At 36.6% G+C, this 24,534-nt stretch carries 28 protein-coding genes; 6 read left to right on the top strand and 22 right to left on the bottom strand.

Translation table 11 applies throughout. The features are described from left to right. Positions 1-186: 186 nt before the first annotated feature. Both ACXYMZ_RS01105 and ACXYMZ_RS01100 read right to left on the bottom strand, forming a co-directional pair. Positions 187-525, bottom strand: coding sequence for a zinc ribbon domain-containing protein YjdM (locus ACXYMZ_RS01105; protein ID WP_458946504.1), 339 nt, complete (start codon positions 523-525; stop codon positions 187-189). Positions 526-571: 46 nt separating this feature from the next. Then, entirely contained in the window at positions 572-1,591 is a 1,020-nt protein-coding gene (locus ACXYMZ_RS01100) for a DUF2804 domain-containing protein (protein ID WP_458946503.1), read from the bottom strand. A 153-nt stretch (positions 1,592-1,744) separates the two neighbouring features. Here ACXYMZ_RS01100 and ACXYMZ_RS01095 point away from each other — a divergent pair, with 153 nt between their 5' ends. Genes ACXYMZ_RS01095 through ACXYMZ_RS01085 form a run of 3 tightly spaced genes read left to right on the top strand, consistent with a single transcriptional unit; the run spans position 1,745 to position 3,597 of the window. Further along, positions 1,745-2,527: a hypothetical protein gene (locus ACXYMZ_RS01095; RefSeq protein WP_458946502.1), complete on the top strand. Its 783-nt coding sequence runs from the start codon at positions 1,745-1,747 to the stop codon at positions 2,525-2,527. Positions 2,528-2,530: 3 nt separating this feature from the next. Then, on the top strand, positions 2,531-2,911 hold the full coding sequence (locus tag ACXYMZ_RS01090) for a GntR family transcriptional regulator (RefSeq protein ID WP_458946501.1): 381 nt from the start codon (positions 2,531-2,533) through the stop codon (positions 2,909-2,911). Beyond that, the gene (locus ACXYMZ_RS01085; protein ID WP_458946500.1) at positions 2,908-3,597 is read left to right on the top strand and encodes an ATP-binding cassette domain-containing protein; all 690 of its coding nucleotides are present in this window, start codon (positions 2,908-2,910) and stop codon (positions 3,595-3,597) included. The genes ACXYMZ_RS01090 and ACXYMZ_RS01085 overlap by 4 nt, the downstream gene beginning before the upstream one ends. Before the next feature lie 27 nt (positions 3,598-3,624). Here ACXYMZ_RS01085 and ACXYMZ_RS01080 read toward each other — a convergent pair whose 3' ends face one another. The 18 genes from ACXYMZ_RS01080 to ACXYMZ_RS00995 all read right to left on the bottom strand — a co-directional run bounded on the left by ACXYMZ_RS01080 (position 3,625) and on the right by ACXYMZ_RS00995 (position 17,257). Next, positions 3,625-5,136, bottom strand: coding sequence for a class I adenylate-forming enzyme family protein (locus tag ACXYMZ_RS01080; protein WP_458946499.1), 1,512 nt, complete (start codon positions 5,134-5,136; stop codon positions 3,625-3,627). 337 nt (positions 5,137-5,473) lie between these two features. Next, complete coding sequence (gene fabG, locus ACXYMZ_RS01075) at positions 5,474-6,217, bottom strand: 3-oxoacyl-ACP reductase FabG (protein ID WP_458946498.1); 744 nt, start codon at positions 6,215-6,217, stop codon at positions 5,474-5,476. Next, positions 6,218-7,135: an intracellular short-chain-length polyhydroxyalkanoate depolymerase gene (phaZ, locus tag ACXYMZ_RS01070; protein WP_458946497.1), complete on the bottom strand. Its 918-nt coding sequence runs from the start codon at positions 7,133-7,135 to the stop codon at positions 6,218-6,220. A 10-nt stretch (positions 7,136-7,145) separates the two neighbouring features. Continuing rightward, the gene (locus ACXYMZ_RS01065; RefSeq protein ID WP_458946496.1) at positions 7,146-8,153 is read right to left on the bottom strand and encodes a 3-oxoacyl-ACP synthase; all 1,008 of its coding nucleotides are present in this window, start codon (positions 8,151-8,153) and stop codon (positions 7,146-7,148) included. Next, positions 8,144-9,169 (bottom strand): branched-chain amino acid ABC transporter permease, encoded by a 1,026-nt coding sequence (locus ACXYMZ_RS01060; RefSeq protein ID WP_458946495.1) that lies wholly within the window; start codon positions 9,167-9,169, stop codon positions 8,144-8,146. Before ACXYMZ_RS01060 ends, ACXYMZ_RS01065 begins: the two co-directional genes overlap by 10 nt. A 6-nt stretch (positions 9,170-9,175) precedes the next feature. Continuing rightward, positions 9,176-10,033 (bottom strand): branched-chain amino acid ABC transporter permease, encoded by an 858-nt coding sequence (locus tag ACXYMZ_RS01055; protein WP_458946494.1) that lies wholly within the window; start codon positions 10,031-10,033, stop codon positions 9,176-9,178. Positions 10,034-10,044: 11 nt separating this feature from the next. After that, positions 10,045-10,752, bottom strand: coding sequence for an ABC transporter ATP-binding protein (locus ACXYMZ_RS01050; protein ID WP_458946493.1), 708 nt, complete (start codon positions 10,750-10,752; stop codon positions 10,045-10,047). Continuing rightward, a complete protein-coding gene (locus tag ACXYMZ_RS01045; protein WP_458946492.1) occupies positions 10,736-11,503 on the bottom strand; it encodes an ABC transporter ATP-binding protein in 768 nt (255 codons plus the stop codon). Before ACXYMZ_RS01045 ends, ACXYMZ_RS01050 begins: the two co-directional genes overlap by 17 nt. 83 nt (positions 11,504-11,586) lie before the next feature. Next, positions 11,587-12,840 carry a substrate-binding domain-containing protein gene (locus tag ACXYMZ_RS01040; RefSeq protein WP_458946491.1) on the bottom strand — a complete coding sequence of 418 codons (1,254 nt, stop codon included), beginning with the start codon at positions 12,838-12,840 and terminating at the stop codon, positions 11,587-11,589. A 240-nt stretch (positions 12,841-13,080) separates the two neighbouring features. Then, positions 13,081-13,257, bottom strand: coding sequence for a hypothetical protein (locus tag ACXYMZ_RS01035; RefSeq protein WP_458946490.1), 177 nt, complete (start codon positions 13,255-13,257; stop codon positions 13,081-13,083). A gap of 32 nt (positions 13,258-13,289) precedes the next feature. Further along, positions 13,290-13,841 carry a GNAT family N-acetyltransferase gene (locus ACXYMZ_RS01030; RefSeq protein ID WP_458946489.1) on the bottom strand — a complete coding sequence of 184 codons (552 nt, stop codon included), beginning with the start codon at positions 13,839-13,841 and terminating at the stop codon, positions 13,290-13,292. A gap of 96 nt (positions 13,842-13,937) precedes the next feature. Beyond that, positions 13,938-14,288, bottom strand: a complete 351-nt coding sequence (locus ACXYMZ_RS01025) for a VOC family protein (protein WP_458946488.1) — start codon at positions 14,286-14,288, stop codon at positions 13,938-13,940. Between the two features lie 183 nt (positions 14,289-14,471). After that, positions 14,472-15,329 carry an alpha/beta fold hydrolase gene (locus ACXYMZ_RS01020; protein WP_458946487.1) on the bottom strand — a complete coding sequence of 286 codons (858 nt, stop codon included), beginning with the start codon at positions 15,327-15,329 and terminating at the stop codon, positions 14,472-14,474. Between the two features lie 76 nt (positions 15,330-15,405). Then, complete coding sequence (locus ACXYMZ_RS01015; RefSeq protein WP_458946486.1) at positions 15,406-15,648, bottom strand: hypothetical protein; 243 nt, start codon at positions 15,646-15,648, stop codon at positions 15,406-15,408. 56 nt (positions 15,649-15,704) lie between these two features. Then, positions 15,705-16,196, bottom strand: coding sequence for a hypothetical protein (locus ACXYMZ_RS01010; protein WP_458946485.1), 492 nt, complete (start codon positions 16,194-16,196; stop codon positions 15,705-15,707). A 61-nt stretch (positions 16,197-16,257) separates the two neighbouring features. Further along, positions 16,258-16,491, bottom strand: coding sequence for a DUF3953 domain-containing protein (locus tag ACXYMZ_RS01005; RefSeq protein ID WP_458946484.1), 234 nt, complete (start codon positions 16,489-16,491; stop codon positions 16,258-16,260). Positions 16,492-16,745: 254 nt separating this feature from the next. Next, the gene (locus ACXYMZ_RS01000; protein ID WP_458946483.1) at positions 16,746-17,012 is read right to left on the bottom strand and encodes a retropepsin-like aspartic protease; all 267 of its coding nucleotides are present in this window, start codon (positions 17,010-17,012) and stop codon (positions 16,746-16,748) included. After that, the gene (locus ACXYMZ_RS00995) at positions 17,012-17,257 is read right to left on the bottom strand and encodes a hypothetical protein (RefSeq protein WP_458946482.1); all 246 of its coding nucleotides are present in this window, start codon (positions 17,255-17,257) and stop codon (positions 17,012-17,014) included. The genes ACXYMZ_RS01000 and ACXYMZ_RS00995 overlap by 1 nt, the downstream gene beginning before the upstream one ends. A gap of 188 nt (positions 17,258-17,445) precedes the next feature. On the opposite strand from ACXYMZ_RS00995, the gene ACXYMZ_RS00990 reads away from it, so the two are divergent. Next, a complete protein-coding gene (locus tag ACXYMZ_RS00990) occupies positions 17,446-18,021 on the top strand; it encodes a general stress protein (RefSeq protein ID WP_458946481.1) in 576 nt (191 codons plus the stop codon). Between the two features lie 326 nt (positions 18,022-18,347). Here ACXYMZ_RS00990 and ACXYMZ_RS00985 read toward each other — a convergent pair whose 3' ends face one another. After that, positions 18,348-21,596, bottom strand: a complete 3,249-nt coding sequence (locus tag ACXYMZ_RS00985; protein ID WP_458946480.1) for a BTAD domain-containing putative transcriptional regulator — start codon at positions 21,594-21,596, stop codon at positions 18,348-18,350. Positions 21,597-21,890: 294 nt separating this feature from the next. Between ACXYMZ_RS00985 and ACXYMZ_RS00980 the strand changes: the two genes are divergently transcribed. Beyond that, positions 21,891-22,406: a DoxX family protein gene (locus tag ACXYMZ_RS00980; RefSeq protein ID WP_458946479.1), complete on the top strand. Its 516-nt coding sequence runs from the start codon at positions 21,891-21,893 to the stop codon at positions 22,404-22,406. A gap of 232 nt (positions 22,407-22,638) precedes the next feature. Then, a complete protein-coding gene (locus ACXYMZ_RS00975; RefSeq protein WP_458946478.1) occupies positions 22,639-23,679 on the top strand; it encodes an LLM class flavin-dependent oxidoreductase in 1,041 nt (346 codons plus the stop codon). 66 nt (positions 23,680-23,745) lie between these two features. On the opposite strand, the gene ACXYMZ_RS00970 is transcribed toward ACXYMZ_RS00975, so the two are convergent. Further along, a complete protein-coding gene (locus tag ACXYMZ_RS00970; RefSeq protein WP_458946477.1) occupies positions 23,746-24,483 on the bottom strand; it encodes an SDR family NAD(P)-dependent oxidoreductase in 738 nt (245 codons plus the stop codon). Between the last annotated feature and the right edge of the window lie 51 nt (positions 24,484-24,534).

Genomic DNA, 24,534 nt, shown 5'->3' with positions numbered 1-24,534 from the left:
AATTCCCTATATCCTATGCGTCTGCTGTTTAAACATTCTCATATATTTCTAATTAATTTCTGACGGCTAGAATAGACGGTATTTTCTATACAATCATAATTCGTTACTCTGTACAATGGACTGAAGTCATAGGTAATGAGACTGCGAGCACTATATTATTTTGAAAATGTATCGGCAAGTATGCTCCTATATCTTTTTAACAAATTCTGATTTTAATTCCATTGGACCAAAACCAGGAATTTTACAATCGATATCATGGTCACCACTTTTTAGTTTTATATTTTTAACTGTCGTACCTTGTTTTAATGGTGTTGAACTACCTTTTACTTTTAAATCCTTAATTAATGTTACAGTGTCCCCATCTTCAAGAACATTCCCATTTGCATCACGGATAACAGGTCCTTGTTCTTCTGTTTCTCCTGCATCTGGTACCCACTCATGTCCACACATAGGACAAACAAGCATCACACCATCTTCATAAGCAAATTCCGAATTGCAACTCGGACAATTTGGTAAACTACTCATGTTTAAATCCCTCCATCAATATAATCACTTCACCTTTAAGTATACACTACCATTTGGCCATATGGTCTTCAGCCCAGCCGAAGAGGTCTTTTATCTCAATTTTCTCTCCTTCATCACTAATAATTTTTCCATTAAAATGACCAATCATTTGATGTACACTAGACTGAACAATTGCTGCATCTGTTGTTGCGACTCGCTCAAATATAGGGGTGAAAATGAGTTTCACACGATCAGATCCTTTGGTCGTTAAGTTCCAAGGTTTCATATAGTCCTCTGTATCATATTCCCAGATCATATCTTCATGTATTTTATGTAATCGATGATCGATAAGGATTCCATTTTCGTTCTGACCTGTTCCATCTGTCCATTGTCCACCAAAATTAAGACCAATAAGATGATTTTCCGAAACACCTGAAGCGGAAGCCCAGTTCCAAGTAGAAGCGTATTTCCAAATTCCTCTTCCATAGTCTAGACAGCCATAAGCATTGTTAGTATCTAGGTTAAATTCACGGTTCCCCCACTTTACAATTCCTTTGGCAGGTATGACTGGTTGCTTAGAAGTAAATTGATATTTTGATTCACTCCATGGTACAACAACATTTAATGATTCATAGTCTTCAGGTCTGTCTAAAGCAATTGTTGCAGTAAGATCATTTCCTTTTCCATCAAAATCTGGACAAGACACATTTATATGTGTTTCATTTTCCTGATCGATAAAGTAAATCGTCATCTCTTTATGATTAAATGTAATCGTTTCTTGTACTCCATTTGGCATCGACAAACCTTTGCCTAACGGGATAAGAATTGTTTTTTCATGAAAGTCTAATGTCTTTACATCTAAAATGTAGACGAACAAGACTGCTGCGTAGTCAATATGTGAAATCGTTGCTGAAAATAAAACATCAGGACTTGTTACACACCAATAATTCCACTTTTTCTTACGAAGAAAACTTCCTGATACGTTCGAATTTATGAATGGCTTCCTCGCCCAACCAATTGCTTCAGGATTAACTTTTCCATTCTTTAAGCTTAGATTCACTTGTTTTGTTATTTCATTTGCAATCATTTAAATCCTTCCCCTCTTGTATTAGACTCCCTCTAATTGTCGCACTACTCTAATTCTTTGTCGAATCTAGTCACCAAAAAAATGTTGACAATATAGAATGTATCAGTGTATTATTTAACTAGTACACTGTTACATTAAAAAGGAGGAATATTTATGAGCGCTTGGATTGCTTTAACGAAAAAAGAATTCCGATTAGGATTCCCTGTCTTTCTGGCAGCTCTCATTATCTTTTCAGGTATGGTCGTTGCCGCTTACTACATGGGGAAACACTTTAATGCCTTACAAGAAACACATTTAATCGCTTTCGGGATTATTTTGACAGTGCATGTCTTCTTCCCTTTGTTTTATTTATTCTATAGTTTAAATTACGAAAGGAAGTTGCTCCATCTCTGGTTGCATAATCCAATGTCAACAGCCGGCTTGATTTTAGCAAAATTTTTTACCGGGATCGTTTATATGTCGATTACATTTGGTTTGACCTTGTTAGCATTGTTCCTATTCTTTATCGACACGAGAATTTTCACAGAATATATTATTGCTAATAACTTCTTTGGAACCATTACTCTCACACTCTTCCAGGCTGGAATATTTATGGGTGCTACCTTCTTGCTATTCTGGTCGATTTTCTTAACTTACAGCCAAAAGATGAATGACTTTTTAAGTTTTCTTCTAAGTATTGTTCTGATGGGATTTATTTCATGGGGATATCAAAGTTTTACTGACCTTTCCTTTATTCAAACACTGACAAACTGGGGCGGTATTCAAATAAATGACGTCATCGGTTTTGAATTCAATATCTCTAGCGATCAATTTGAATCAAGTGCCCTTACCGAGCAAACGATATTTTATATTGGACATATGTTACGAGATTTAATTGTAGTTGTGATTTTATTCTTCCTTAGTAGCTTCATTATCGATAAAAAGGTTGAGGTGTAAACGATGGCGGACATCTTTCATTCTTCTCAACCAATTTATATACAATTAGCAGAACGAATTAAAAAACAAATCATCCGGGGAGAGTTAGCTTTGGGCGAGAAGCTCCCTTCTGTTCGTGACACAGGGATCCAAGTGAATGTAAATCCGAACACCGTACAACGAACGTATAGGGAGCTGGAAGCAATGGATATTGTTGAATCAAGACGAGGACAAGGAACGTTTGTGACCGAGGATCAAGCAATCCTCCAAGGAATTCGTGACGAAATGAAGCAAAAAGTGATGAATGATTTCTTCACAGAGATGCAAGAAATGGGATACTCAGAGGCGGAAATTAGACAGGGAATCGCTAGCTTCTTGGATAAGAAAGGAGACGAGCAGAAATGATTACCTTCGAAAATGTAACGAAAAAGTACGGAATGAAAGCAGCACTAAATGACATTAATTTAAAATTAACAAAGGGAAAAATCATCGGGCTAATCGGAGAAAACGGTAGCGGTAAATCAACTACACTTAAGCTAATTGCTGGCCTTAATTTTCCTACAAGAGGGGAATTGCTTGTCAATGGAGAAAAAGTGACTCGTAAAATCGTCAATTATGTTTCGTATTTATCTGAGCTTGATGAATACTACCGGTTTTTTACAGTGGAAAAAGCCATTCAGTTTCAAGCAAGCCAATTTGAGGATTTTGATATTGAAAAAGCATATGAGATTATGGATTTTATGAAGCTAAATCCTACTGATAAATTAAAGCAACTCTCTAAAGGTAATCGTGGACGCTTGAAAATCGTACTTTCCCTTGCACGGAATGTGCCAATCATTTTAATGGATGAACCTTTTTCAGGACTTGATCCAATGGTTAGAAATTCTATCGTCAAAGGACTTATTTCTTTTATCGATTTAGAAAACCAACTTATCTTAATTACAACGCATGAAATTCGTGAAGTCGAAAATATCCTTGATGAGATTGTAGCAATCAAAGCTGGTTCCATTATTGGCCATCATAATGTGGAAGAATTACGTGAAAAAGAAGAAAAGAGCATTATCGATTGGATGACGGAAGTTTACGAATAAAATTCGGGATAGAAAGTAAAATGCTTTCTATCCCAAAAACTTCGTTATATTTTCATCGGAATGATTACTATAAATTGCTTTTAATTTATTTTTATTTACTTTCCCTACAACTGTTTTTGGTAATTCATCTAGAAAATAAAACTGCTTCGGAACTTTGTAACTCGTTAGTTTCTTCCTGCAATAGTTTTCAAGTTCTTCTTTTGATAGAGCCTGTTTTGTTACCACAAACGCAGAGACTGCTTCTCCCCACATATCATCAGGTAGACCAACAACTGTTACTTCATCAATTGCCGGATGTGACTCTAACCAATGTTCGATTTCTAATGGATAAACATTCTCTCCACCAGTAATAATCATATCTTTTTTTCTACCGACAATATAGACGAAGCCTTCCGCATCTTGTCTTGCCAAGTCACCAGTGCGCACCCAGCCATCTTTTAATGTTTTATTCGTTTCTTCTGGTTGATTCCAGTAGTACATAAATGCATGATTTCCGCGGACATATAACTCGCCAACTTCATTTGCTTTGGTGAGTGTCTCTCCGCTTTCTGCTACGATTTTAATGTCATTAAATAGCATGGGTTTTCCAACGGACCCTCTTTTTCGCATGACATCTTCTTGCTCGATATAAAAGTTATTTGGACCTGCTTCTGTTAATCCATAGCCTTCTTTAAAATCAATTCCTTTGGTAGAAAATGCTTCATAAATAACATATGGACAGGGGGCCCCACCTGAGAGAAATAACTTCACAGATGGGAATGTTGCATCTTGAAATGTATCTGCTTCGATTAACATATGATAAATGGTTGGAACCAACATAACAATGGTACATTCATATCCTTGGATATCCTCAATGATTTGATTTGGGTTCGTATCTGCAGAGAGAACTACTTTCCCTCCAATCAATAATAACGGCAAAGATAAAACATTTAAGCCTCCTGTATGGAACATTGGCAAACAAGTTAACGTCGTATCGTCCTCCTGTAGTCCCCAGCTAACAATCGTATTTAATGCATTCCAAAGGATAGAACGATGAGAAAGAATAACTCCTTTTGGCTTCCCAGTTGTTCCTCCTGTATAAATCATTGCTAATGCGTCCGTTTCTTTTATAGATACCTTAACGAGATTATTTGTATTTTTATAAAAATCTTCAATATAATTATGGTCGTTTATGATAAGCACTTCTGCGCTTGTGTTTGTTTTATCTAGATTTTCCTTGAATGTGGGAGCAACCCCTATTAACTTTGGATTGCTATCCTCCACGCAATATCGTAGTTCGTCTGTTGCCAGCCGCCAATTCAATGGTACAAAAATTGCACCTAGCTTCATCGCTGCAAAGAAAAAATCAAAATAACTAATTTGATTTGGTGCCAAGAGGGCAACGCGATCGCCCTTTTCTATTCCTTTTGTCTGAAAATAACTTGCCGTCTTTTTTACCCGCTCAAATAATTCTTCATATGTCCATGATTCGTTTGTTGCTGAATCAATGATTGCTATTTTTTTTGGCGAAAGTTGTACACGACTTTCAAACCAATTCATATCGTAAAGCATCCCGACACCCCTAACCACCGCAATGTAATTAACCTGAGTATAAAGCGGGTTAGTTACAAGATAGTTACAGGTGGTATTAGAATAAAGCTTGAGATAAGAATATCTAACAAGGTAGAGACCGAACAATATGAAAATAGAGGAATAAACAGCTCCGGGAATATACTTCGCTTTCCGTGGGCGCGTGATTAGCCCCCTCGTGCTAAAGCACTTCGTGGTCTAATCTATCGCTTTATTCCCACAAGAGTCTACGTATATTCCCGGAGCTAATGTCCCGAATTGTTCGGTTTTTAGTTGCTATATAAAATTACAATTCTATCACTTTTTACTACATCATTATCCCACCATCGACATGAAGTGCGTGGCCGTTTACGTAAGATGATTCGTCGGATGCGAGGAATAGGTATGCATTTGCTATATCACTTGGTTTCCCTAGTCGTTGTTGTGGAATTTGAGCTTTTATTGAGTTGATTACTTTTTCAGGTACGGCATCAACCATACTTGTTTCTGTAAAGCCTGGAACGACGGCATTTACATTAATCCCTTTTCGAGCGAGTTCTTTAGCCCAACTTTTCGTCATTCCTATGATACCCGCCTTTGCAGCAGCGTAATTCGTCTGACCAACATTCCCGTAAACTCCAGATACCGAGGAGGTACTAATTATTTTTCCTGCTCCTTGTTCTACCATGTAAGGCAGAACTGCTTTTGTACAATTAAAAACGCCTGTTAAATTCACATCAATCACTTGCTGAAACTGTTCAACTGACATTTTTGAAAGCATTGCATCTCTCGTAATCCCAGCATTATTCACTAAAATATCAATTTTTCCAAAACGCTCGTTGACCTGTTCTGCCAGCGCGTTTACACTTTCCCACTTCGACACGTCAACACTTATAAACGTACAATTGATGCCTTCACTTTTTAAATCCTCCTCACGTTTCTTTCCAACCTCTTCATCAAAATCTGCAAGCACAACTTCTGCGCCTTCTTTTGCAAAAACACGTGCTGCTTCCAAACCAATTCCATTTGCTGCTCCTGTAATAATTGCTACTTTACCATCCAGTCGACCCATCTATAAAACTCCTTTACTCGTAGTTGCTCCTTGAAAGAATGATTCCATTGTTTCTAGTAGGAGATCTAGGTCATCAATCAATGGTGAGTGTCCACAGTTTTTTAGTTCTTTGTGGATTGCTTTATCACCAAAGTCTTCAATTAATTCATCTGTCATATCTTTTGTAACTACCATATCTGTTTCGCCCCAAGCAATCAGGACTGGGATATCAATATCTTTTATTTGATTGGTACCTTCGACAAGCCCATTATGGACACCACTAATATTAAAAGCATTCAAGGCTTGATAACATTCGGCTAAATTCCTTTGTGTTGTCATGTCTTCAAGGTATTTTTGATAACGCTCGGGCTCAGGTTTTTTATTTACATAGATGACCATGTCCCACATTTGTTTAAGGAATTCATAATTCGATGTATCGTAAGCTGTCTGAACAATCTTGGCCTTATCATCGTCTTGCAGATCTTTTAAGGAACGCAAGCGATTATTCGTATCTGGAAGTCCATCCTCTCCAATTGGATAATAAGCATAGCCACGAGAAGAACCAGATGCTAGTAAAAATAAACGCTCACAGTAGCCTGGATAATCTGCACAGAATTGCTGGCAGACCGTACCACCAAGTGACCAGCCTACTAGCGCAAAATCTTTTAAGTTTAATTCATCTACAAATAGCTTTAAATCATCGGAGAAATCTTTAATCTTCGTAATTGGTTTGTTATAGCTAGATTCACCGAACCCACGTAAATCAATCGCGTAAACTTTAAACTGTTCTGCAAGATTTTCTATAACTAAATCCCAATGTACGGAAGAAGTCATGTTTCCATGAACTAGAATTACAATATTTTCGCCACCTGAACGTTCTTGATATGCGATTTCTTCTCCGTTTGCCAGCTTTACTTTTTTCACTTCAATTTGAGTCATGGAACTCCCCCTATTTCCCCCATTTTATTATTGTTGCACCCCATGCATAGCCGATCCCAGCTGAAACCAAAACAACGATGAAACCATCTTTTAATTTCCCTTCCTTCTCAGCAAGCTCTAAGGAAAGAATTTGATCCATTTGCCCAATATGTCCATAATTTTCTAGATAGATAGACTTTTCTAATGGCACTCCCAGTTCTCCTAGGACATATGTATGTGCAGAACGCTTCATGTGAAGGATCGCCACATAGTCAATGTCAGCTTTACTATAGCCACTTTTTTCTAATGCTTTCTCGACACATGCAATAAAATTCACCATTGATTTTTCTTCTAAACGTTGTTTCATTCCAGGAGGATCTGGAACATCAAATGAAAAGAGCCCTGCATCTAATGCTTCTTTTGTTAATGGATTTTTTGTGCCACCTGCTTGAACAATGACATCCTCAGAAAATGCTCCATCTGTAATTATATGAGAAGCAAGGACCTGATTTTCTACCGTATCCCGTTGTAATATAATTGCAGCCCCACCTGCTCCAAGGTTAAACATAAAGCGTGTATTACTATTTTCATAATTAATTAAATCTCCATTACGATAGCCGCCTGCTAATAAAACGGTTTGAATACTAGGATCTGCAACCATCATATCCTTGGCAACCTTTAATCCCATGACAGTTGTGCCACATCTGAGCGCTGTATCAAAAGCCCAAGCATTCGTTGCTCCAATATCATGCTGGAGTTTAATTCCTGCCGTCCAAACTGGATATTCCTTATACTCCTCACCAATATAGATAACAAGATCAATGTCTAGTGGGTCGATGCCTGCTTTTTCAATTGCTTGCTTTGCTGCTCTAACCCCCATCTCTACTGTATGATCGTTTTCACCAGGGATAGGTTTTTCCTTTATACCCATTTTAGTTTCGACAATTTCAACAGGAAGTCCTGCCCGTTCGGCAATTTCTTTTGAAGTAATTCTTTCTTTTGGAAGATAAACACCTGTACTTAAAATTCCTATCCCCATTTTCTTTTTTCACCACCTAACTTATCTTTCACTTTATGATTTGTTCGTCGAGGTTTCACTGGTCGATTGGTAAATTTCGAATGAATCGTACCAACAATTCCTTGTGGGAAAAAGATCACGACTAATATATAAACGGTTCCATATAAAATGATCCAACGTTCAAAAATCCAATGGACATCCGTCATATTCGATAACCAGTGATGTGCAACTTCAACTAATCCCGCTCCAACGATTGGCCCGATTAATGTGCCAACTCCACCAATAATCGTCATAAGTAGAACGTCGATGGTTAAATCTGTGGCGAACACTCCTGTATTTACAAATCTTAAAGATAAGGCATATAAAACACCCGCATAACTTGCGACAACACCAGCAACAACACTTGCAATTACTTTATAATGAAGCACTTTGTAACCGAGTGATTCTGTTCGTTGTTCATTTTCTCTGATTGCCATTAACACTTTACCAAAGGGAGATTTCGAAAATCTTCTTAATCCGAAAAATATCAGTACTAACGAAATTAAACAAAGTAAATATAAATTGGTAGATTCACGTAATATTTCAGGTAGTTTAAAAGTAAATCCATCATTTCCACCAGTAAGCGTCCGCCATTTTTCTGCCGCAACAAGGAACAGGCCTGCGAGTGCTAAAGTCAGCATCGCATAGAAGTGACTCTTGAGCCGTAATGTCAGAATTCCAACAAAAAAGCTTACAATCGCAGCAAGGATAATAGCAATAAGAACGCCGATTCCAAGAGCACCAATCGTTGCATCCATTCGGCTCATCGCAATACCTGTAGAATACGCACCAATCCCAAAGAACATCACATGCCCGAACGAAATAATTCCGGTAAAACCTAGTAAAATATCATAACTCATGGCAAAAATCGCAAAAATAAAGATTTGAATGATGATGAATTGCATACTCCGCCCTGTAATGATAAATGGAACAATTACTAGTAAAATACTAAATGCTAGATAGATCCATGTACTTCTTTCTACACTTCGTAAATTCATATTGCCTCACCCCTTCCCGAATAAGCCTTGTGGTCTGAATATGAGTACGACTGTCATCAATAACATATTTACTGCTAGTGATAATGATGGAACATAATAGGCCATGAATGCTTGCGCTAAACCTACTAAAATTGCAGCAAATAAAGACCCTGGAAAACTTCCCATTCCCCCAATAACTACAACAATAAAAGCAAGGATCGAAAACTCTAATCCCATTTCCGCGTAAATTACTCCAGAATAAACGGCATGAAGGATTCCACTTAATGCTGCAAGTCCTGCTCCAACCATGAATACAAGCATAAATACTACTTTGATATTTATCCCTAACGTTTGCACCATTTCTCTGTTCATAACTCCCGCTCGAACAATGAGTCCAATTCTTGTTTTCTTCAATATGAATGTCGCTACAACAAAGATAAGAATACCAACAGCTATAATAAATAAACGGTATTTAATAAAAACAATATCTCCTACCATAAAGCTTCCAGCTAAAAACTCTGGAGGATAAACAGCTTTTTGTTCTGGCCCAAATACCACCTTGATAAACTCTTGTAGCACGAGCATGAAGCCAAGCGTAATTAAAATCTGTTGAATATGATTTCCATACACGGGACGAATGATTAACCTTTCCGTCACAAGTCCGAGAAGTAACCCTATAATGATTGCGACGATGATTCCTATAATGAAACTATTGGTCATCTGAAAACTCCAGACACCCATGTACGCTCCCCAGATAAATAGTCCACCGTGGGCAAAGTTAAGCACACTCATTAAACCAAATATTAAGGTTAACCCTGCAGCGAGGAGGAAAATTAACATGCCTGTTGCAAGGCCATTAACTGTTAAACTAATAATTAATTCCATATCGTTCCCCCCTACGAAATCCCAAGGTATTTTTTCATAAGTACTTTATCTTGTTTCAATTCATCCATCTTCCCTTGGTGAACCGTGTTGCCATCATCGATAATATAAAATTGATCGCCAATTTTACTAGCCATCATGAAATTTTGTTCGACTAAAACAATCGTCGTATGTTCTTTCATTTGTTGAATGGTCTCGGTTACTTTATCAACAACAATTGGTGCAAGCCCTTTACTTGGCTCATCAATTAAAAGTAAGTCATTTTCATTTACATATGCACGAGCAATCGCGAGCATTTGCTTTTGGCCTCCACTTAATTGACCACTTTCTTTTTTCCAAAACTTCTTTAAGTCAGGGAATAATTCCAGTACTGCTTCCAATCTTTTTGTCGTTTCTTCATTTTCCTTTTTCATTGCTACACGAATATTTTCGCCTACTGTTAATTCGCCAAATACCCCTTGATCTTCTGGAACATAGCCAATTCCTTTATTCGCAATTTGATATGGCATCAGATTACTGATATTTTCACCCTTGAAAGAAACTTCTCCTTTAGATACACGATTGAGGCCCATAATTGTTCGAAGTGTCGTTGTTTTTCCTCCTCCATTTCTCCCAAGTAAAACGGTCACTTCGCCCTCTTTTACATCAAAAGAAATATCATGCAAGATATGAAACTTTTGAATAAAAGCTTCAACATTCGTTAATTTAAGTAAGCTCGTCATCGTATGAACCTCCTAAATATGCCGACTGAACCATTTCATTATCAATAATTTCTTGTGGCGTCCCTTGCGCAATTAATTCTCCGTGGAAGAGGACGAGCACTTCCTCCGACATGTCCATGATCATGTCCATCTTGTGTTCAATCAAGACAATCGTTCTGTCTCCTCTGGCTTTTATTCGATTAATCACTTCAATTATTGCTGGAACTTCTTCCAAGGCCATTCCTGCTGTCGGCTCATCTAGTAATAACAATTCCGTATCCAAAGCAACCAACATAGCGATTTCCAGCTTTCTCTTTTCACCATGCGCTAGATTAATAGCAAGAGCGGAGGCTTTATCATCTAAGTACACTCTTTTCAAAATATCATGTGCTTCCTCTTGGAACTTCTTATAGTGAAGGAAATGTGCGACCATATGATATCTAACCTTTTCTCTTGATTGAATTGCTAAGCGCACGTTTTCTAGAACAGTTAAATTAGGAAATACGTTAGTAATTTGAAATGATCTTCCAACGCCAAGACGTGTACGATCTGTCGTTTTCATCTTCGTAATATCTTGACCTCTATAATAAATCGTTCCATTTGTAGGAGATAATTGTCCGCTAAGTAGGTTAAAGAAAGTGGTTTTACCAGCTCCATTTGGCCCAATAATCGAGGTGAACTTCTTCTCTGGTATCTTTACAGAAACATTATCTACCGCTACCTGCCCACCAAAAGCGATGGATAAATTTTTTGTTTCTAAAATCGCACTCATGCCTTCCCTCCTCAAAAATACAATGATAGAACACGCTCTCATTACTCGAAGGGGGGAGTAATAAGAGCCGTGTTCAGGTTAAACTACTGATTCATAATTGGTGGTGCCGTTTCTTCTGGTGTTAAAACTCGTTCTAGAACTGGCACTGGGTAATCGACTTCATCACTTTCCTCTAATGTAATCGAATATAGCTCTTGTAATGCTTGGTGATCTTCTGGACGGAAAGTCATCGTACCTTTTGGCGTTTCAAAGCTCATGCCTTCCATAATATCAATTAGTACATTTCCATCAGCGTCACCTTCTGATTGTTTAAGCGCTTCCACAATTGCGATTGCTGCAGACATTCCACCTGGAGTAAATAAATCTGGAACAGCGCCATCATAACGTGCCTTATGCTCTTCAACTAGCCAATCATTAACCTCATTATCAGGTAATGTATGATAATAAACTGTAAATCCTTTCATACCGACTAACTGTGTCATTGTTGCAAGTGCTGCAATATCAGGTGCTCCTGTAGAAATTTGGATTCCTTGATCTTGTAATCTCATATCCGAAATCTGGTTCCAAGGTGAGTTTGCTCCGGCCCACACAACGAATAAGTAGTCTGGATCTGCTTCAATTACCTTTTGAATATTTGCTGTAAAGTCTGTCGCGTTTTGATCTGCGTATTCTTCAAGAACAATTTCTGCTCCTAGTTCTTCTGCTGCTGTGATAAATGCTTTTGCCCCGTCATGTCCAAATGAATAATCTGGTGCAAATGTAGCAATCTTAACGCCTTCTCCTGCAATCGCTGCAGCTGCTGCAACAGCATCCTGTGCAGAGTTACGCGCCGTTCTAAAAATAAAGTCATTGTATTCTGATCCTGTGATACTATCTGCTGCTGCAGGCTCAACAATCATAATTTTTTCGTATTCTTCAGCTAAAGGTGTAACAGCTAATGTATCCCCTGAGCTTGATGAACCTACGAGGAAATCAACTTCATCATCTTCAAGTAAACTGATTGCTGCTTGTCTAGCAACAGTTGGATCTGTTTCGGTATCTTTTGTGATGACTTCAATTTTCTTACCTGCAACTTCCATTGTTCCGTCTGTTGCATATTCAAGTCCAAGTTCAAAACCTCTGGTTGTTTGTTGTCCATATGCCTCTAACGCTCCAGTAAGTGAAGCAAGCATCCCAATTTTAATTGTTTCTTGGTCACCACTAGCTTCTGCCCCGTCCCCTGATGCAGCTACTACCCCATCATCTTCATTTGTTGTGTCATCATCTCCATTACAAGCAACGAGCGCTCCAATAAGTAAGATACCGACAAGCAACAAAAGATATCGATTTAACTTCATACTTTTTCCTCCCCCATATTAAACTTCAATTTACTTGTTCTTAGCATAGTTTTTTAAAGTTACAAGTTAGTTACAAACTAGGAATCTAGCAGCTGACTTTGCTTATTACGAACTTTAATAGTTGAAATCCAAGGTTTTAATTAATAATACAAAAAAGCAGAGATTTTAATATTCTCTGCGTTGTTAACCCCCTTATTGACTTGTCTTTCCCTGAAGCACTGGATACCATTAGAAAACTAATTAGTACGTTTTATTCTTTTTGTCTACCTTCTTAAAATATGTAGGCAGTAACGCTGTAAAAATAGCTAGTAAACTCCACCATAAAAATCCCCATTGCTGCGTAACTAAAGAAAGTACGAAAAAGAATACAAAAACAACAACTGCAACATAGATCGTAGCTTTTTGATGTTTGTTCATCCTGCAAACCTCCTTTTTTAGATTAGCGCGTACTATATTTTAATATGGTGTTTTTTATAATCTGACTTCGTTAATCCATATATTTCCGAATCCTCGAATACACCTGATTTTATGATATCTTGTTTTAAGACGCCCTCTTTTTTCATTCCTATATTCAACATTACTTTGGTTGAAGCTGGGTTCTTTGTCATTGCCTTTGCCCATATCCGGTTAAGCTTTAATTGATTAAAACCATACCTTACTACCTCTTTTGCTGCTTCCGTTGCATAACCATTCCTCCAATATTCCTTTCCTACCCAGTAAGCTAATTCACCCTTTTTATGAGTATCATTTACTCTTATTGTCATCGTTCCAATTAATATATCATCAGATTTTATAATAATCGCAAAAGGAAAAATACCATTCTGTATCATTTGTGGATGATTTTTAATCCAATCTTTCGCTGCTTCTATTGAATAAGGACTCGGTATGTTTAATGTCGTTTTAGCCACTTCCTTGTCATCTGCCAATTCTTGAACTCGGATTGCATCATCCATTGTAAATTGGCGCAGCGTTAATCTCTCCGTTTCCAATGTCGTTAACATATCTTCACTCCCCTAAACTCATTGTTGAATGGATCTTTTTAAACTGTTATAAACAACTAGTATAATAAATCCTATAAAAACGTTTATTAATGAAGGTTATTTCCAGTAACAAATTTGTAGCTTATTCCCATCTAAATCATATATGTCTATGAACTTATTCACACCATCATTTTGTATTTCGCTAACTTTCACTTCTTTTTCTATTAATTTCATGTGTACTTCTTCAATATTTTCCGAGTAAAAAATAGGATATACTTGATTTTGTGAATTATTTACTATCCCTTCTTCAATAGTTAAAGGTACTTCGCTATTTCCAATACTTAAAACACGATAATTTTCACCTATGAAAGATTCATTTAGTCCTAATATTTCTTGGTACCATTTACTAGCTTTCTCTGCATTACGTATCGTTAAACAAACTGTGTCAATCTTCTTCAATAAATCCATTCGATCACTACACTCCCTTTAGCATCTTTTATCTATATAATCCCTGCCAACTCACTTTCAATTTCCTATCTTTTCCTCTCTATCTCAAATCCTGCATTCTCCAGCAATTCCTTAAATCAATATACAAAGTAATCATTTGGTAGATCGTAAGAGACCTCCCAGAAACAGCTGGTCCAATTGACTCTAGTCTAGTAAAACCTGAGCTTCCACTTCCTTAAATTTAACAATCATTTCTTTAAACAATTCTTTCTCTTCGATAAATGGACTGTGGTTACTATAATTAAATTTAAAAAGAATAGAGTTAAATAGATTCTCATTTATTTCCTCTGAAAATACGAATGGACATTGTGCGTCGTGCACTCCGCAATATACGAAAACTGGAATCTTTATATCTTTCAATTGATCTACTACATTAAATGTTGGTAATTCAGTATAAGAGTAATAATCTAAGCGTTTTGCTACTGTCCTACCACTACTCGGGTTTTTAAAATATTCCTCTCTCTTTTCTGGATAATACAAAGACATATTTGACCATTCTATGCCTGCACTAATTCTTTCATCGCGATCATTGGAGGTCTTTAAGATCTCTAAAATTTCCAACACTCTCTTATTCATTGGTGATTTTGGACAATACATACTCCCTGGATGCTCCATATACTTATTGGATGCAGCTGCTCCCCCAACAACCATCTTCGTAAGAGAGTTTTGAGCAATAACTCCATATTTCAAACCAAGCATTCCTCCAGTAGAGTGCCCACCAAACGCCCACTTTTTATATCCTAGAGTTTCTCTTATCGCTTCCAAATCATAAACGGTCTCATCCATGCTTAGTAAATATTCCTCTTCTGCTTTACAGGAATTTCCTGTTTCCCGTAAATTCACTAAAATTACTTTAAAGTAATCTGTAAACTCATCAGCGAAATAGGAGCCTAGTTCATTGAATTCACTATACAGATGAGTGATGCAAATAGGTTCTCCTTCACCTTTTATAAATATTTCAAACTCTCCTCGAGTAGTATTTACGATTTGTTTCTTCCACATGATAAACGCTCCCATTATAATTGTTTTGTTCTAGAAAACACCATTAAGTTCTACAACAAAAGTAGTTAATACCTCTTTAATTAACATAGCCTTTAGCATAGTAAGTTAAATTTATTAACAGACCAGCATTTCCGTTAAAAAAATTATAAAGAAACCATGCACTGTTAGGTTCTCCTTGATAGATTGTTATATAGTTAAACGAAAATCCATAACTGTATCTTCCCATTCCTTCGCTCAAAAATTTACTCGGGATTAAAAGCGTTAGTACTATACAGAACACTAAACTCCAACTCAAATGTTTCATATTTAATGTCTTCAAGGAATACCTCCTATTAAACTTTTCTGTCTTACTAACTAAAAAGACAAATGCGCACTTTACGATGATACCAATAGACTCAAACCTTCAGCAATAACGGGCTTTTCATTGGTGATCCTGATTTCAATAGCTGGAGATGCTTCTATGTGAATAAACGAGTCTTCTAATCTTATTACAACTGATGTTAATCTTTCCTGATTTGACTCAAAAAAGCCATAGCATGATACTCCCTGTATTAGATCCTTCTCGGTATAGAAACTGGAGGCTAAAACAATATACTTCTGATTAGGACTATCAATAATCTCAAAGTCCAGTGGTTCTGGTGTTCTCCCTTCATTTATCAAAAGAACATCATCTCCTGTTTCAAGTTCTTCCCATTCGAACAACCAAAATTGTTCATCTAAGTTACCTTTAGAAGAATGAAAGCTCATAAGTGGCTCCGAGCAATGGATAATAATCTCGTCATTATATTTATGAACATGAAGAGTTCTTCCGTAGATTCCCCCAAATAGCTTTCCTTTAATTGACTTTATAAGATTTAAGTTTGTCATCACTTTTATCTCCTTTGGCTGAGCTATCGCATCAACAACTTCATATCAATAATTACATTTATTAGCGTAATATAAGCGTTTGAATAGAACTTGAAAATAATAATAGAAAAACAACCACAAGAAACCAACCTGACGCTTTTTGCTCTTCTCGAAATGCTTCTAACCCCATAATCAATAACATTAAACCAAAGAAAAGCAGCATATAAGGTTGTAGTATAAGATCGCTTGTAATTAATCCGTAAATGGCAAATAACATAGCTACTAACGCAAAAACATACCGAAGTATCTTAAGCAAATAAACACCTCTCTTTAATCATTACTCTTATGTATATTCCAATTACTGTTAAATTTACCTTTCCTTTAACTACTTCTACAAAAAGAGCGATAATTCTTCATGGATTATCGCACACCTAGTTTGACTTATTCAGATTCCTTTTTTATTGCGTTGATGGAAATAATTTTAATCTCCCCAAATCAATAATGAAGTTATATCGTTTTAAAATATCTAATCAATTAGAGCAGGGTGTTCTTTTGGTAGCATCCCTACATCTACTTCAAACTTCTCCATTGTGAATGTATCAATTTTAAACTATCCATTGTTTTTGTATAAAAGGGAACGCTACCCCCAATACCATAGGCTTCGTAGATGGTATCTCCGTTTTCATAAGTAACACCAATCTTTTCTAATATATCAGGAGAAATAACAGTGTGGGAGGACCCTGTATCTATGATAGCATCATCTATCTTTAATGACTTGCTACGGTAAGTTACGATGAAGGAAGTAGTAATAAGTTGTCCATCATAAATGAGTTCCATTAGAATTTTCTCACTTTCATCAAAGGATCTTTACGAATATGAATGATAAAGTCCTCGTTGGCCGTATGGTAAACCATTGTGCCTTCTTCTGCATTAAAAAAAGATTCATTCGCTTCATCTTCTTTAATTGGACGGATTGGCGCTACATCATCAACAATTTTCTTGTCACCATCATAATGGTAATCTAGAATAGACACTAAAAGAAATTGATTCGGAAATAACTCTCTTGCTTCCTGCCACTTCATTTAACCCACTCCTTTCCTATAATTATATACTCATATAACAGAATAGTCACATATATCTTCCTCCACATTCGGTTTAAAAGTTATTGACAAATACTATCGTGATCTTCTAACAATTAAATAACTAATCTTTGATTAAATTAATCCTCATCGGGTATAGAGAAAACAAACGTACCAAAGGAGGGCTTGATATGAACAAAAGAATTATCGGTGGAGTATTCTCCGATGTAGCAACTACTGAATTAGTATTAACTGATTTGAGAGATAGTGGCTATAATAAAAAGGATATTTCTGTATTTGTACATGACAAGAGTAAAGCCCATGTACTAGAGGAAGAAACGAATTCTGGAGTTATTACAAATGATGAAGGACGCGGGAAAAATGCCGGTAAAGGTGCAGGCATTGGTGCCGCAACTGGTGGCGTGCTCGGTGGACTTAGTGGATTGGTATTAGGTCTTGGACTGTTAGCGATACCAGGTGTTGGTCAAATCGCTGCAGCAGGTCCGATAGCAGCAGCACTAACCGGGGCTGGTATTGGAGCAGGTGGCGGTGGTGTCGTCGGTGCACTCGTTGGACTTGGTATCCCAGAGGAACAAGCAAAACAATACGAAGGGTATCTTAGAGACGGAAAAATTATTGTCTTGGTTGAAGTCGAAGAAGAACAAGAAAACAATGTCTATCAAACATTCCTAGCACATGACACGGAAAACAGAAGTATGTTCCCAAGCCATGATACAACCCACAATAGGAATACAAATCATTTATAAATAGGTTTTAAAAAAGGAGGTGCTTTAAGTAAGCATCTCCTTTTTTAACTATTCACTTCATAAACATAGTCTAATTAACCTTTTTATAAATATAAAATTCATAGATAAAGATAAATAATGGAACCACCAATAAGATTAAACCTATTAAAAAATTAAAGTAAAGGGATAACGACCAACCCCCTAATAGATTAACACCAGCTAACGCACCAAAAGACCTAAAGTATCTTTTATGCTTCGTATTTCTAAAAACGTAAATACCAACTAAAATGGAACAAATAGCAATCAAAAAAGGCGAGAGATTCCACAGCATTTTATTTTACCTCCGCTTAGTATATCTCCAACTCTTCAGCTTCAATAATCATTTCGTACATTTCTGTCGTCGGCTCCATTGGTTCTATTCCTAGTTCTTCTTCTAACACTTTGCAACATTGATCATACCACTTCATCGCTTGCGGTCGATTATTATTTTGGTAATAGCAATACATCAACAAACGATAAGCTTCTTCCCAAGTGTTATCTAATTCAAGAATTCTCTCGCACCAATTAATACATTGGTTAAATTGCTGCAACCTAACATGTATTTGGGCAAGCTTCTCTGCTCCTCTTATAAAGATTTGTTGCAATCTTTTTCTTTCCGTTTCGATCCAGCTTGTATATTGCAATTCAGCTAAATAATCTGCCTGATATAACTTCAATCCTTTTTCTAATATTTCTTGTGCTTGCTCATCATTCGCTTTTTCTATGCCCTCTTGAATTAGTTTTTCGAAATAAAAACTATCCAGCTCCACACCTGAATCTGCATTCAATTGATAGGAACTGCCTTCTCGATTAATAAAAAATGCTTCTTGTCTTGCTTTTCTATCAGGTTCAATTGCTTTATGAAGAGCATTCAATGCAACTTTAAAATTCTTATTTGCAGTTTCTTCATCTAAGTTTGGCCATAAAAACTGAAAGATTTCTTCTCTCCTTAATAACTGTTCTTGGTAAGTGATAAATAGCATAAATAATTCTTTTGCTTTTCCACGTTGCCAGTCTTGTACTTCTCTTTCTTCGTCCCCTAACCAAACTCTAAGTTGGCCTAGGCTTTGTATTTTCAATGTATAACCTGGATGGTTTTCTATTTGACCATCTAAACCAAGTTCATTTATTATCCGCAAGGTAAACTGAGGTTCGATTTCTAGCTTTCTAGCTTCCAATAATAATGGAATAATATTTTGCATATCATTTGGACCAAAGATAGTTCTTCTTTTTAGAAAGAAAATAAAATCTTCTTCTTCAATTTTCTTAAGAAAGTTGGTCATTTCCTGAATAAAAGCTTTGTTATCCTTTTCTAGGTATGCAATATAGGAAAGCCAAAAGGACACAATCGCTAAACCATATTGATCACCACACACTTCCAATTCGGTACGTGCTTGATGGAATAATTCCTTTGCTCTATCAAATCGTCTTTCATAAACTTCGGTCATGCCGTAGCCTATTCGAATCAAGCTAGATAACCAACGATCACTTACTTTATCCGTTTCAACCAAGGCTTTCTCCGCATGTTTTCTTGCTTGATTATATTCACGATTTATTCCATATAAAATGGCTAGCCCCATATATGGTTCTGCTTTTCCACGAGATACATTAATATTTTCCATCATATTAAGTGCCGTTTTATAACATTGAATTGCGAGTTCACTGTCATAGCGGTCAAGCAAATGAACTGCATGACCCAATCGCATCCAGCCACAAGCTTCAACAAAAGGAGATTGGATGGTTAAACCTAGCTGAATTCCTGATGTAGCTAATTCTTTACTTGTTTCTGCTTCCCCCATTAATCCATTGATAAAGGATAAAAGTAGATTCGTTTCTCGATGTGCTTGGGCTAGATGACTTTCCTCCATATTTGCATGAGAGTAATTTTTCATTAATAATTCTTTTGCTTTTTGTAATTTTCCTGTTCGTAAATAAATTCTAGCTTGAAGATTACTATTTTCTAACGGCAATTCGATTTCATTCGCACGTTCAAACCAAGTTTGTGCTTCTTCCGCCTTGCCAGCGTTTAGTAAATTTTCCGACATTAATAGATATAATTTTGCCATCTCATCTACAGAAGCAGCAGTTTTCTCTCTTCGCTTGATTGCCTCACTGACATAGCGTTTTGCATGGTCTGGTTGAATGGTATCTAAGTATATCCGCGCCTTTCCTTCGAATGCCAAACTCAATAGATAATCACTTTTTTTATTTTCATCAGTAATTGAAGTAATTAGAGCATCATAACTTTTTTCTGCTTGCTCATATAAAGAACGGTAACGCTCAATTTCACCTTGGTAAAAATACAGAATAGGATATTTTCCCTTATCAATCGGATCAACACTAAGCAATAAATCATAAAGCGCTTGATGTCTTCCAGAGTGAAGAATCTTTAAACCATATTGATAAATTAGCGAAGATATTCTACTCGAATCTCCTATTTGTTTATAATGGTAGAGTGCTGACTCAATATCCGTTTTACCTTTATAATACTCTGCAGCTCGTCGATGAAGCGTTTTATATTCAGCTTCATGTCTTTGGATAAATAAGTTTTCTAGGAAAGCTTGGAAAAGTGCGTGATAACGATAGACATTTCCCTCGATTTCCTCAATAAATAAATTCTGTTCCACAAGACCACTCAAAATAGCTTTTGAACCACCTACTTCAAGTACTTGATCACAAACTTCTGGAGTTAGCTCTTGAAAAATACTTGATTGCATCAGAAATTGCTGTGTAATTAACGATTGTTTCGCTAAAACTTCTGTAGCTAAATATGCAAAGAAGTCTTTTAATGAAGTCTTTTGGTTTTGAAGAATTAATTGGATGGAATCTGCACTTTCTATTTGTTGTACTAACATATTAAAAGCGATTGCCCATCCCTCTGTCATCCGATAGATTTTCGATATATCTTCTTTTGTCACTTCAATCGCATAAACCTCTTCTAGTAGGTAGGACATTTCTTCAGGTGTAAAAATCAAATCATATTGCGTTAGCTCCAATAACTCTCCTTGTCCACGTAGCCTCGGCAGTAATTTCCAACGAGGTTTCTTTCGACTAGAAATAATGATATGTAGATTGGCAGGCATATACTCAAGGATATGAAAAATCCACTTTTCAATTTCAGAGGACTGTAGTACATGATGAAAATCATCTAAAATTAGAATGATTTTATCCTGTTGTTTTACGGCGTCATTAATAAAAAGCGTTGCTAATCTATATATCTCTTCATCTGTAATATAGTTGTCCAGATGCAATAATTCCTGTTCAATCGATTTCCCAAAGGTAGCATACTTTTGACGAATGGATTCTATAAGTTTTATGAGAAAAGGAAAGAGATCATCATCATTTTTTGAAATAGCATACCAGCAGACAGGCTTTTGATTACTATTTGCATAAAGAGCTAGAGCTGTACTTTTACCATAACCTGCACCGGCAAACAACAAAGTCAACGGGTAATTAGCCAATCCAGCAAGCTTTTTATTCATATTACTCCGTTGAATAAAACGATTGCGAATCGGCGGTGGTGAAAGTTGGCTGTGAATGATAGGTATATTTCTCATTCATTTAATCTCCAATTCTAATTATTTGTATATTCTATATTTTAACACATTACCAAGATACTATAAATAAAATTTATTTAGTGTTTCGTTAATTAATGTATATTAAGTAGATTTATTTTTAAGAATCCCTATTGAAAAGTTCTCCTCCACACTTAAAAATTCTCGTTTTCTTATTTGTGATATTTATGTGACATTCTACACAAGTATATTGCATTTATACTATGGATATATTATATTTAAATCAAAAAAATTGTGAATTATTTCACATAATAAATTGGTAAAGGAGAATGAGAGATGAAAAACATATTAAAAGGTTCAAAAATGGCTATTGTATGGACGGTATTGAGAATTTGGCTTGGTATTCAATGGTTTAACGCTGGTATTGGAAAAGTCACAGGAGATTTCGATGCAAGTGGATTTCTGCAAGGTACATTAGCAAACGCTACTGGAGACAACCCAACTGTACAAGGCTGGTATGCCTCATTCGTAGAAGGTTTTGCTTTACCTAACATCGGACTTATTAATATTCTTATTCCTTGGGGCGAGCTTTTCGTTGGTTTAGGACTGATCTTAGGAGTTGCAACAATTCCTGCATTACTCGCAGCTGCTTTTATGAATCTGAACTTCTTATTAGCAGGAACACTTAGCACGAACCCTACATTATATACACTCGCAATTGTTTTATTATTCGCTGGATCAGCAAGCTATTATTATGGTTTAGATCGAATCACTCTTCCATATATTTTAAAAAGATTTAAAAAGAACAACATCTCTACAACTAAAAATGAAACAATTAATATGCCTGCTTAAGGCAAGAAAATGCGTGTTTCCTAAACTAGAAAATTAGTGCAGGTAACATGCATTTTTCTTTTCTCTAGAATCGATTGTTGTAATAGCTTCCCAACGTTGTGCCTTCTTCCAAATTCAATCTTTAGATATATTTTTCATCATAGTGTATAAATGAATAAAGAATCAATCAAGAAATCAATAATGCCTTGTTAGCATTAATTCTAATGAAAGATAATATATTGGAGGAAAATAAATGTCAAAATTTGAAGTTGGTATATTTACCCTAGCTGATATAGGGGAAAATCCCTTAACCGGAGAGACACCATCTGCTAAGCAAAGAATGGATGAGATTGTTAAAGCGGCGCAACTTGCAGATGAAGCTGGGTTGGATATTTTTGGAGTTGGTGAACATCATCGCCTAGATTATGCGGTATCTTCTCCTGCTGTTGTTTTAGCAGCGATTGCTCAGGCGACAAAGCAAATTAAATTAACAAGCACGACTAGTGTTTTAAGTACACTTGACCCTATACGTTTATTTCAGGATTTTGCATCTTTAGATTTACTATCAGGAGGTCGGGCGGAGATACTTGCTGGCCGGGGAGCTTTCATAGATTCCTTCCCACTATTCGGTTACCGTCTAGATGATTATAATGAACTTTTTGAAGAACATATGGATCTTCTCTTGAAAGCAAACGAGAATGAAGTTGTCTCGTGGAACGGAAGATTTCGTCCTTCGATTGAGCACGCTGAAGTCGCACCTCGTCCTTACCAAGAAAAATTGCCAATTTGGATTGGTGTTGGTGGAACGCCTGATAGTGCTGCTAGAGCAGGAAGACTCGGCGTAGGAATGGCTTTAGCAATACTCGGCGGAGAACCGGAACGCTTTCAGCCACTTGTTGATATTTACAAGCAAGCAGGTGCACAGGCAGGACATTCACCTGATAAATTAAAAGTTGCAGTTACAGGTCATATGTATATTGGCGAAACGACTGAACAAGCAATGGATGAATTTTATCCTTTCTACTCAAACTACTGGGATTATGTAAGCAAACAGCGTGGTTCTTATATGCACATGAACCGAGCAGATTTTGAAGCTGCAGCCGCTCCGAACACCGCTTTATTTGTAGGAAGCTCTGACCAAGTCGTCGAGAAAATCCTCAGGCAACATGAATTATTTGGTCACACACGATTCATTGGACAAATGGACATTGGTGGTCAGCCATTTGACATGGTAGCAAAGAATATTGAAAGACTAGCTACTGAGGTTGTTCCGAAATTGAAGAAGTATTTGTAAGTAAAATTCCATCAAAAAAGAGCTTCAAAATTCTTGTGATTTTGAAGCCCTTTTTTTGATATTTAATTATTGTGCCGTATACCCACCATCAAGAATAAGTGAGTTACCTGTCATAAAGGAAGAGTCATCACTAGCAAGATATAAAACCGCTTTTGCCATTTCTTCTGATGTACCTAAACGCTTCATCGGCGTTGCGTTTGATAAGAACTCTCTATCCGTTTCACCAAGAATTGGCGTTTCAATAAATCCAGGACAAAGGGCATTTACTCGAATGTTACGCTCTGCATATTCTAATCCTAATGAACGAGTAAGGTTGATGACCCCACCTTTTGCAGCATTATATGCAGCACTTCCAGGTGAACCTACCCAACCATACATGGAAGCAGTATTGACGATTACGCCTTTTCCAGACTTCAAGAACTCTTTAATAGCAGCTTGCGAAAATAGAAATACAGCATCTAAATCAATCTCTACTGTTCTTCTCCATTCTTTATAGTCTAATTCCTCTGTTGGTTTTACAGCTCCAATGCCTGCATTATTAAACATAATGTCTAATCTACCATACGTTGATAATGTCGTTTCGAAGATATTTTTCACATCTGCTTCGTTCGTTACATCCGCTTGAATAAATACAACATCTCTACCTTGGGATTTTAATTTCTCTTCAAATTTTGTACCTACCTCCTCATTCACATCCACTAGAACTAGCTTTGCTCCCTCTTCAGCGAATAGTTCTGCGGTTGCAGCTCCAATACCTGAAACACCCCCTGTAATTATTGCAACCTGATCTTTTAATTTACCCATTGCACATTCCTCCTACTTTATATTTTTTATTTACTTGATACCAGACGGAGT

The organism is Oceanobacillus sp. CAU 1775, from assembly GCF_054482815.1.
The sequence above is the reverse complement of the archived record's forward strand: the minus strand, read 5'-3'. Positions and strand labels throughout refer to the sequence as shown.

What these genes read in the sequence shown, in the direction of transcription:
- ACXYMZ_RS01105 (WP_458946504.1), bottom strand. Translation starts at nt 525, where the DNA reads ATGAGTAGTTTACCAAATTGTCCGAGTTGCAATTCGGAATTTGCTTAT.
- ACXYMZ_RS01100 (WP_458946503.1), bottom strand. Translation starts at nt 1,591, where the DNA reads ATGATTGCAAATGAAATAACAAAACAAGTGAATCTAAGCTTAAAGAAT.
- ACXYMZ_RS01095 (WP_458946502.1), top strand. Translation starts at nt 1,745, where the DNA reads ATGAGCGCTTGGATTGCTTTAACGAAAAAAGAATTCCGATTAGGATTC.
- ACXYMZ_RS01090 (WP_458946501.1), top strand. Translation starts at nt 2,531, where the DNA reads ATGGCGGACATCTTTCATTCTTCTCAACCAATTTATATACAATTAGCA.
- ACXYMZ_RS01085 (WP_458946500.1), top strand. Translation starts at nt 2,908, where the DNA reads ATGATTACCTTCGAAAATGTAACGAAAAAGTACGGAATGAAAGCAGCA.
- ACXYMZ_RS01080 (WP_458946499.1), bottom strand. Translation starts at nt 5,136, where the DNA reads ATGAATTGGTTTGAAAGTCGTGTACAACTTTCGCCAAAAAAAATAGCA.
- fabG (WP_458946498.1), bottom strand. Translation starts at nt 6,217, where the DNA reads ATGGGTCGACTGGATGGTAAAGTAGCAATTATTACAGGAGCAGCAAAT.
- phaZ (WP_458946497.1), bottom strand. Translation starts at nt 7,135, where the DNA reads ATGACTCAAATTGAAGTGAAAAAAGTAAAGCTGGCAAACGGAGAAGAA.
- ACXYMZ_RS01065 (WP_458946496.1), bottom strand. Translation starts at nt 8,153, where the DNA reads ATGGGGATAGGAATTTTAAGTACAGGTGTTTATCTTCCAAAAGAAAGA.
- ACXYMZ_RS01060 (WP_458946495.1), bottom strand. Translation starts at nt 9,169, where the DNA reads ATGAATTTACGAAGTGTAGAAAGAAGTACATGGATCTATCTAGCATTT.
- ACXYMZ_RS01055 (WP_458946494.1), bottom strand. Translation starts at nt 10,033, where the DNA reads ATGGAATTAATTATTAGTTTAACAGTTAATGGCCTTGCAACAGGCATG.
- ACXYMZ_RS01050 (WP_458946493.1), bottom strand. Translation starts at nt 10,752, where the DNA reads ATGACGAGCTTACTTAAATTAACGAATGTTGAAGCTTTTATTCAAAAG.
- ACXYMZ_RS01045 (WP_458946492.1), bottom strand. Translation starts at nt 11,503, where the DNA reads ATGAGTGCGATTTTAGAAACAAAAAATTTATCCATCGCTTTTGGTGGG.
- ACXYMZ_RS01040 (WP_458946491.1), bottom strand. Translation starts at nt 12,840, where the DNA reads ATGAAGTTAAATCGATATCTTTTGTTGCTTGTCGGTATCTTACTTATT.
- ACXYMZ_RS01035 (WP_458946490.1), bottom strand. Translation starts at nt 13,257, where the DNA reads ATGAACAAACATCAAAAAGCTACGATCTATGTTGCAGTTGTTGTTTTT.
- ACXYMZ_RS01030 (WP_458946489.1), bottom strand. Translation starts at nt 13,841, where the DNA reads ATGTTAACGACATTGGAAACGGAGAGATTAACGCTGCGCCAATTTACA.
- ACXYMZ_RS01025 (WP_458946488.1), bottom strand. Translation starts at nt 14,288, where the DNA reads ATGGATTTATTGAAGAAGATTGACACAGTTTGTTTAACGATACGTAAT.
- ACXYMZ_RS01020 (WP_458946487.1), bottom strand. Translation starts at nt 15,329, where the DNA reads ATGTGGAAGAAACAAATCGTAAATACTACTCGAGGAGAGTTTGAAATA.
- ACXYMZ_RS01010 (WP_458946485.1), bottom strand. Translation starts at nt 16,196, where the DNA reads ATGACAAACTTAAATCTTATAAAGTCAATTAAAGGAAAGCTATTTGGG.
- ACXYMZ_RS01000 (WP_458946483.1), bottom strand. Translation starts at nt 17,012, where the DNA reads ATGGAACTCATTTATGATGGACAACTTATTACTACTTCCTTCATCGTA.
- ACXYMZ_RS00995 (WP_458946482.1), bottom strand. Translation starts at nt 17,257, where the DNA reads ATGAAGTGGCAGGAAGCAAGAGAGTTATTTCCGAATCAATTTCTTTTA.
- ACXYMZ_RS00990 (WP_458946481.1), top strand. Translation starts at nt 17,446, where the DNA reads ATGAACAAAAGAATTATCGGTGGAGTATTCTCCGATGTAGCAACTACT.
- ACXYMZ_RS00985 (WP_458946480.1), bottom strand. Translation starts at nt 21,596, where the DNA reads ATGAGAAATATACCTATCATTCACAGCCAACTTTCACCACCGCCGATT.
- ACXYMZ_RS00980 (WP_458946479.1), top strand. Translation starts at nt 21,891, where the DNA reads ATGAAAAACATATTAAAAGGTTCAAAAATGGCTATTGTATGGACGGTA.
- ACXYMZ_RS00975 (WP_458946478.1), top strand. Translation starts at nt 22,639, where the DNA reads ATGTCAAAATTTGAAGTTGGTATATTTACCCTAGCTGATATAGGGGAA.
- ACXYMZ_RS00970 (WP_458946477.1), bottom strand. Translation starts at nt 24,483, where the DNA reads ATGGGTAAATTAAAAGATCAGGTTGCAATAATTACAGGGGGTGTTTCA.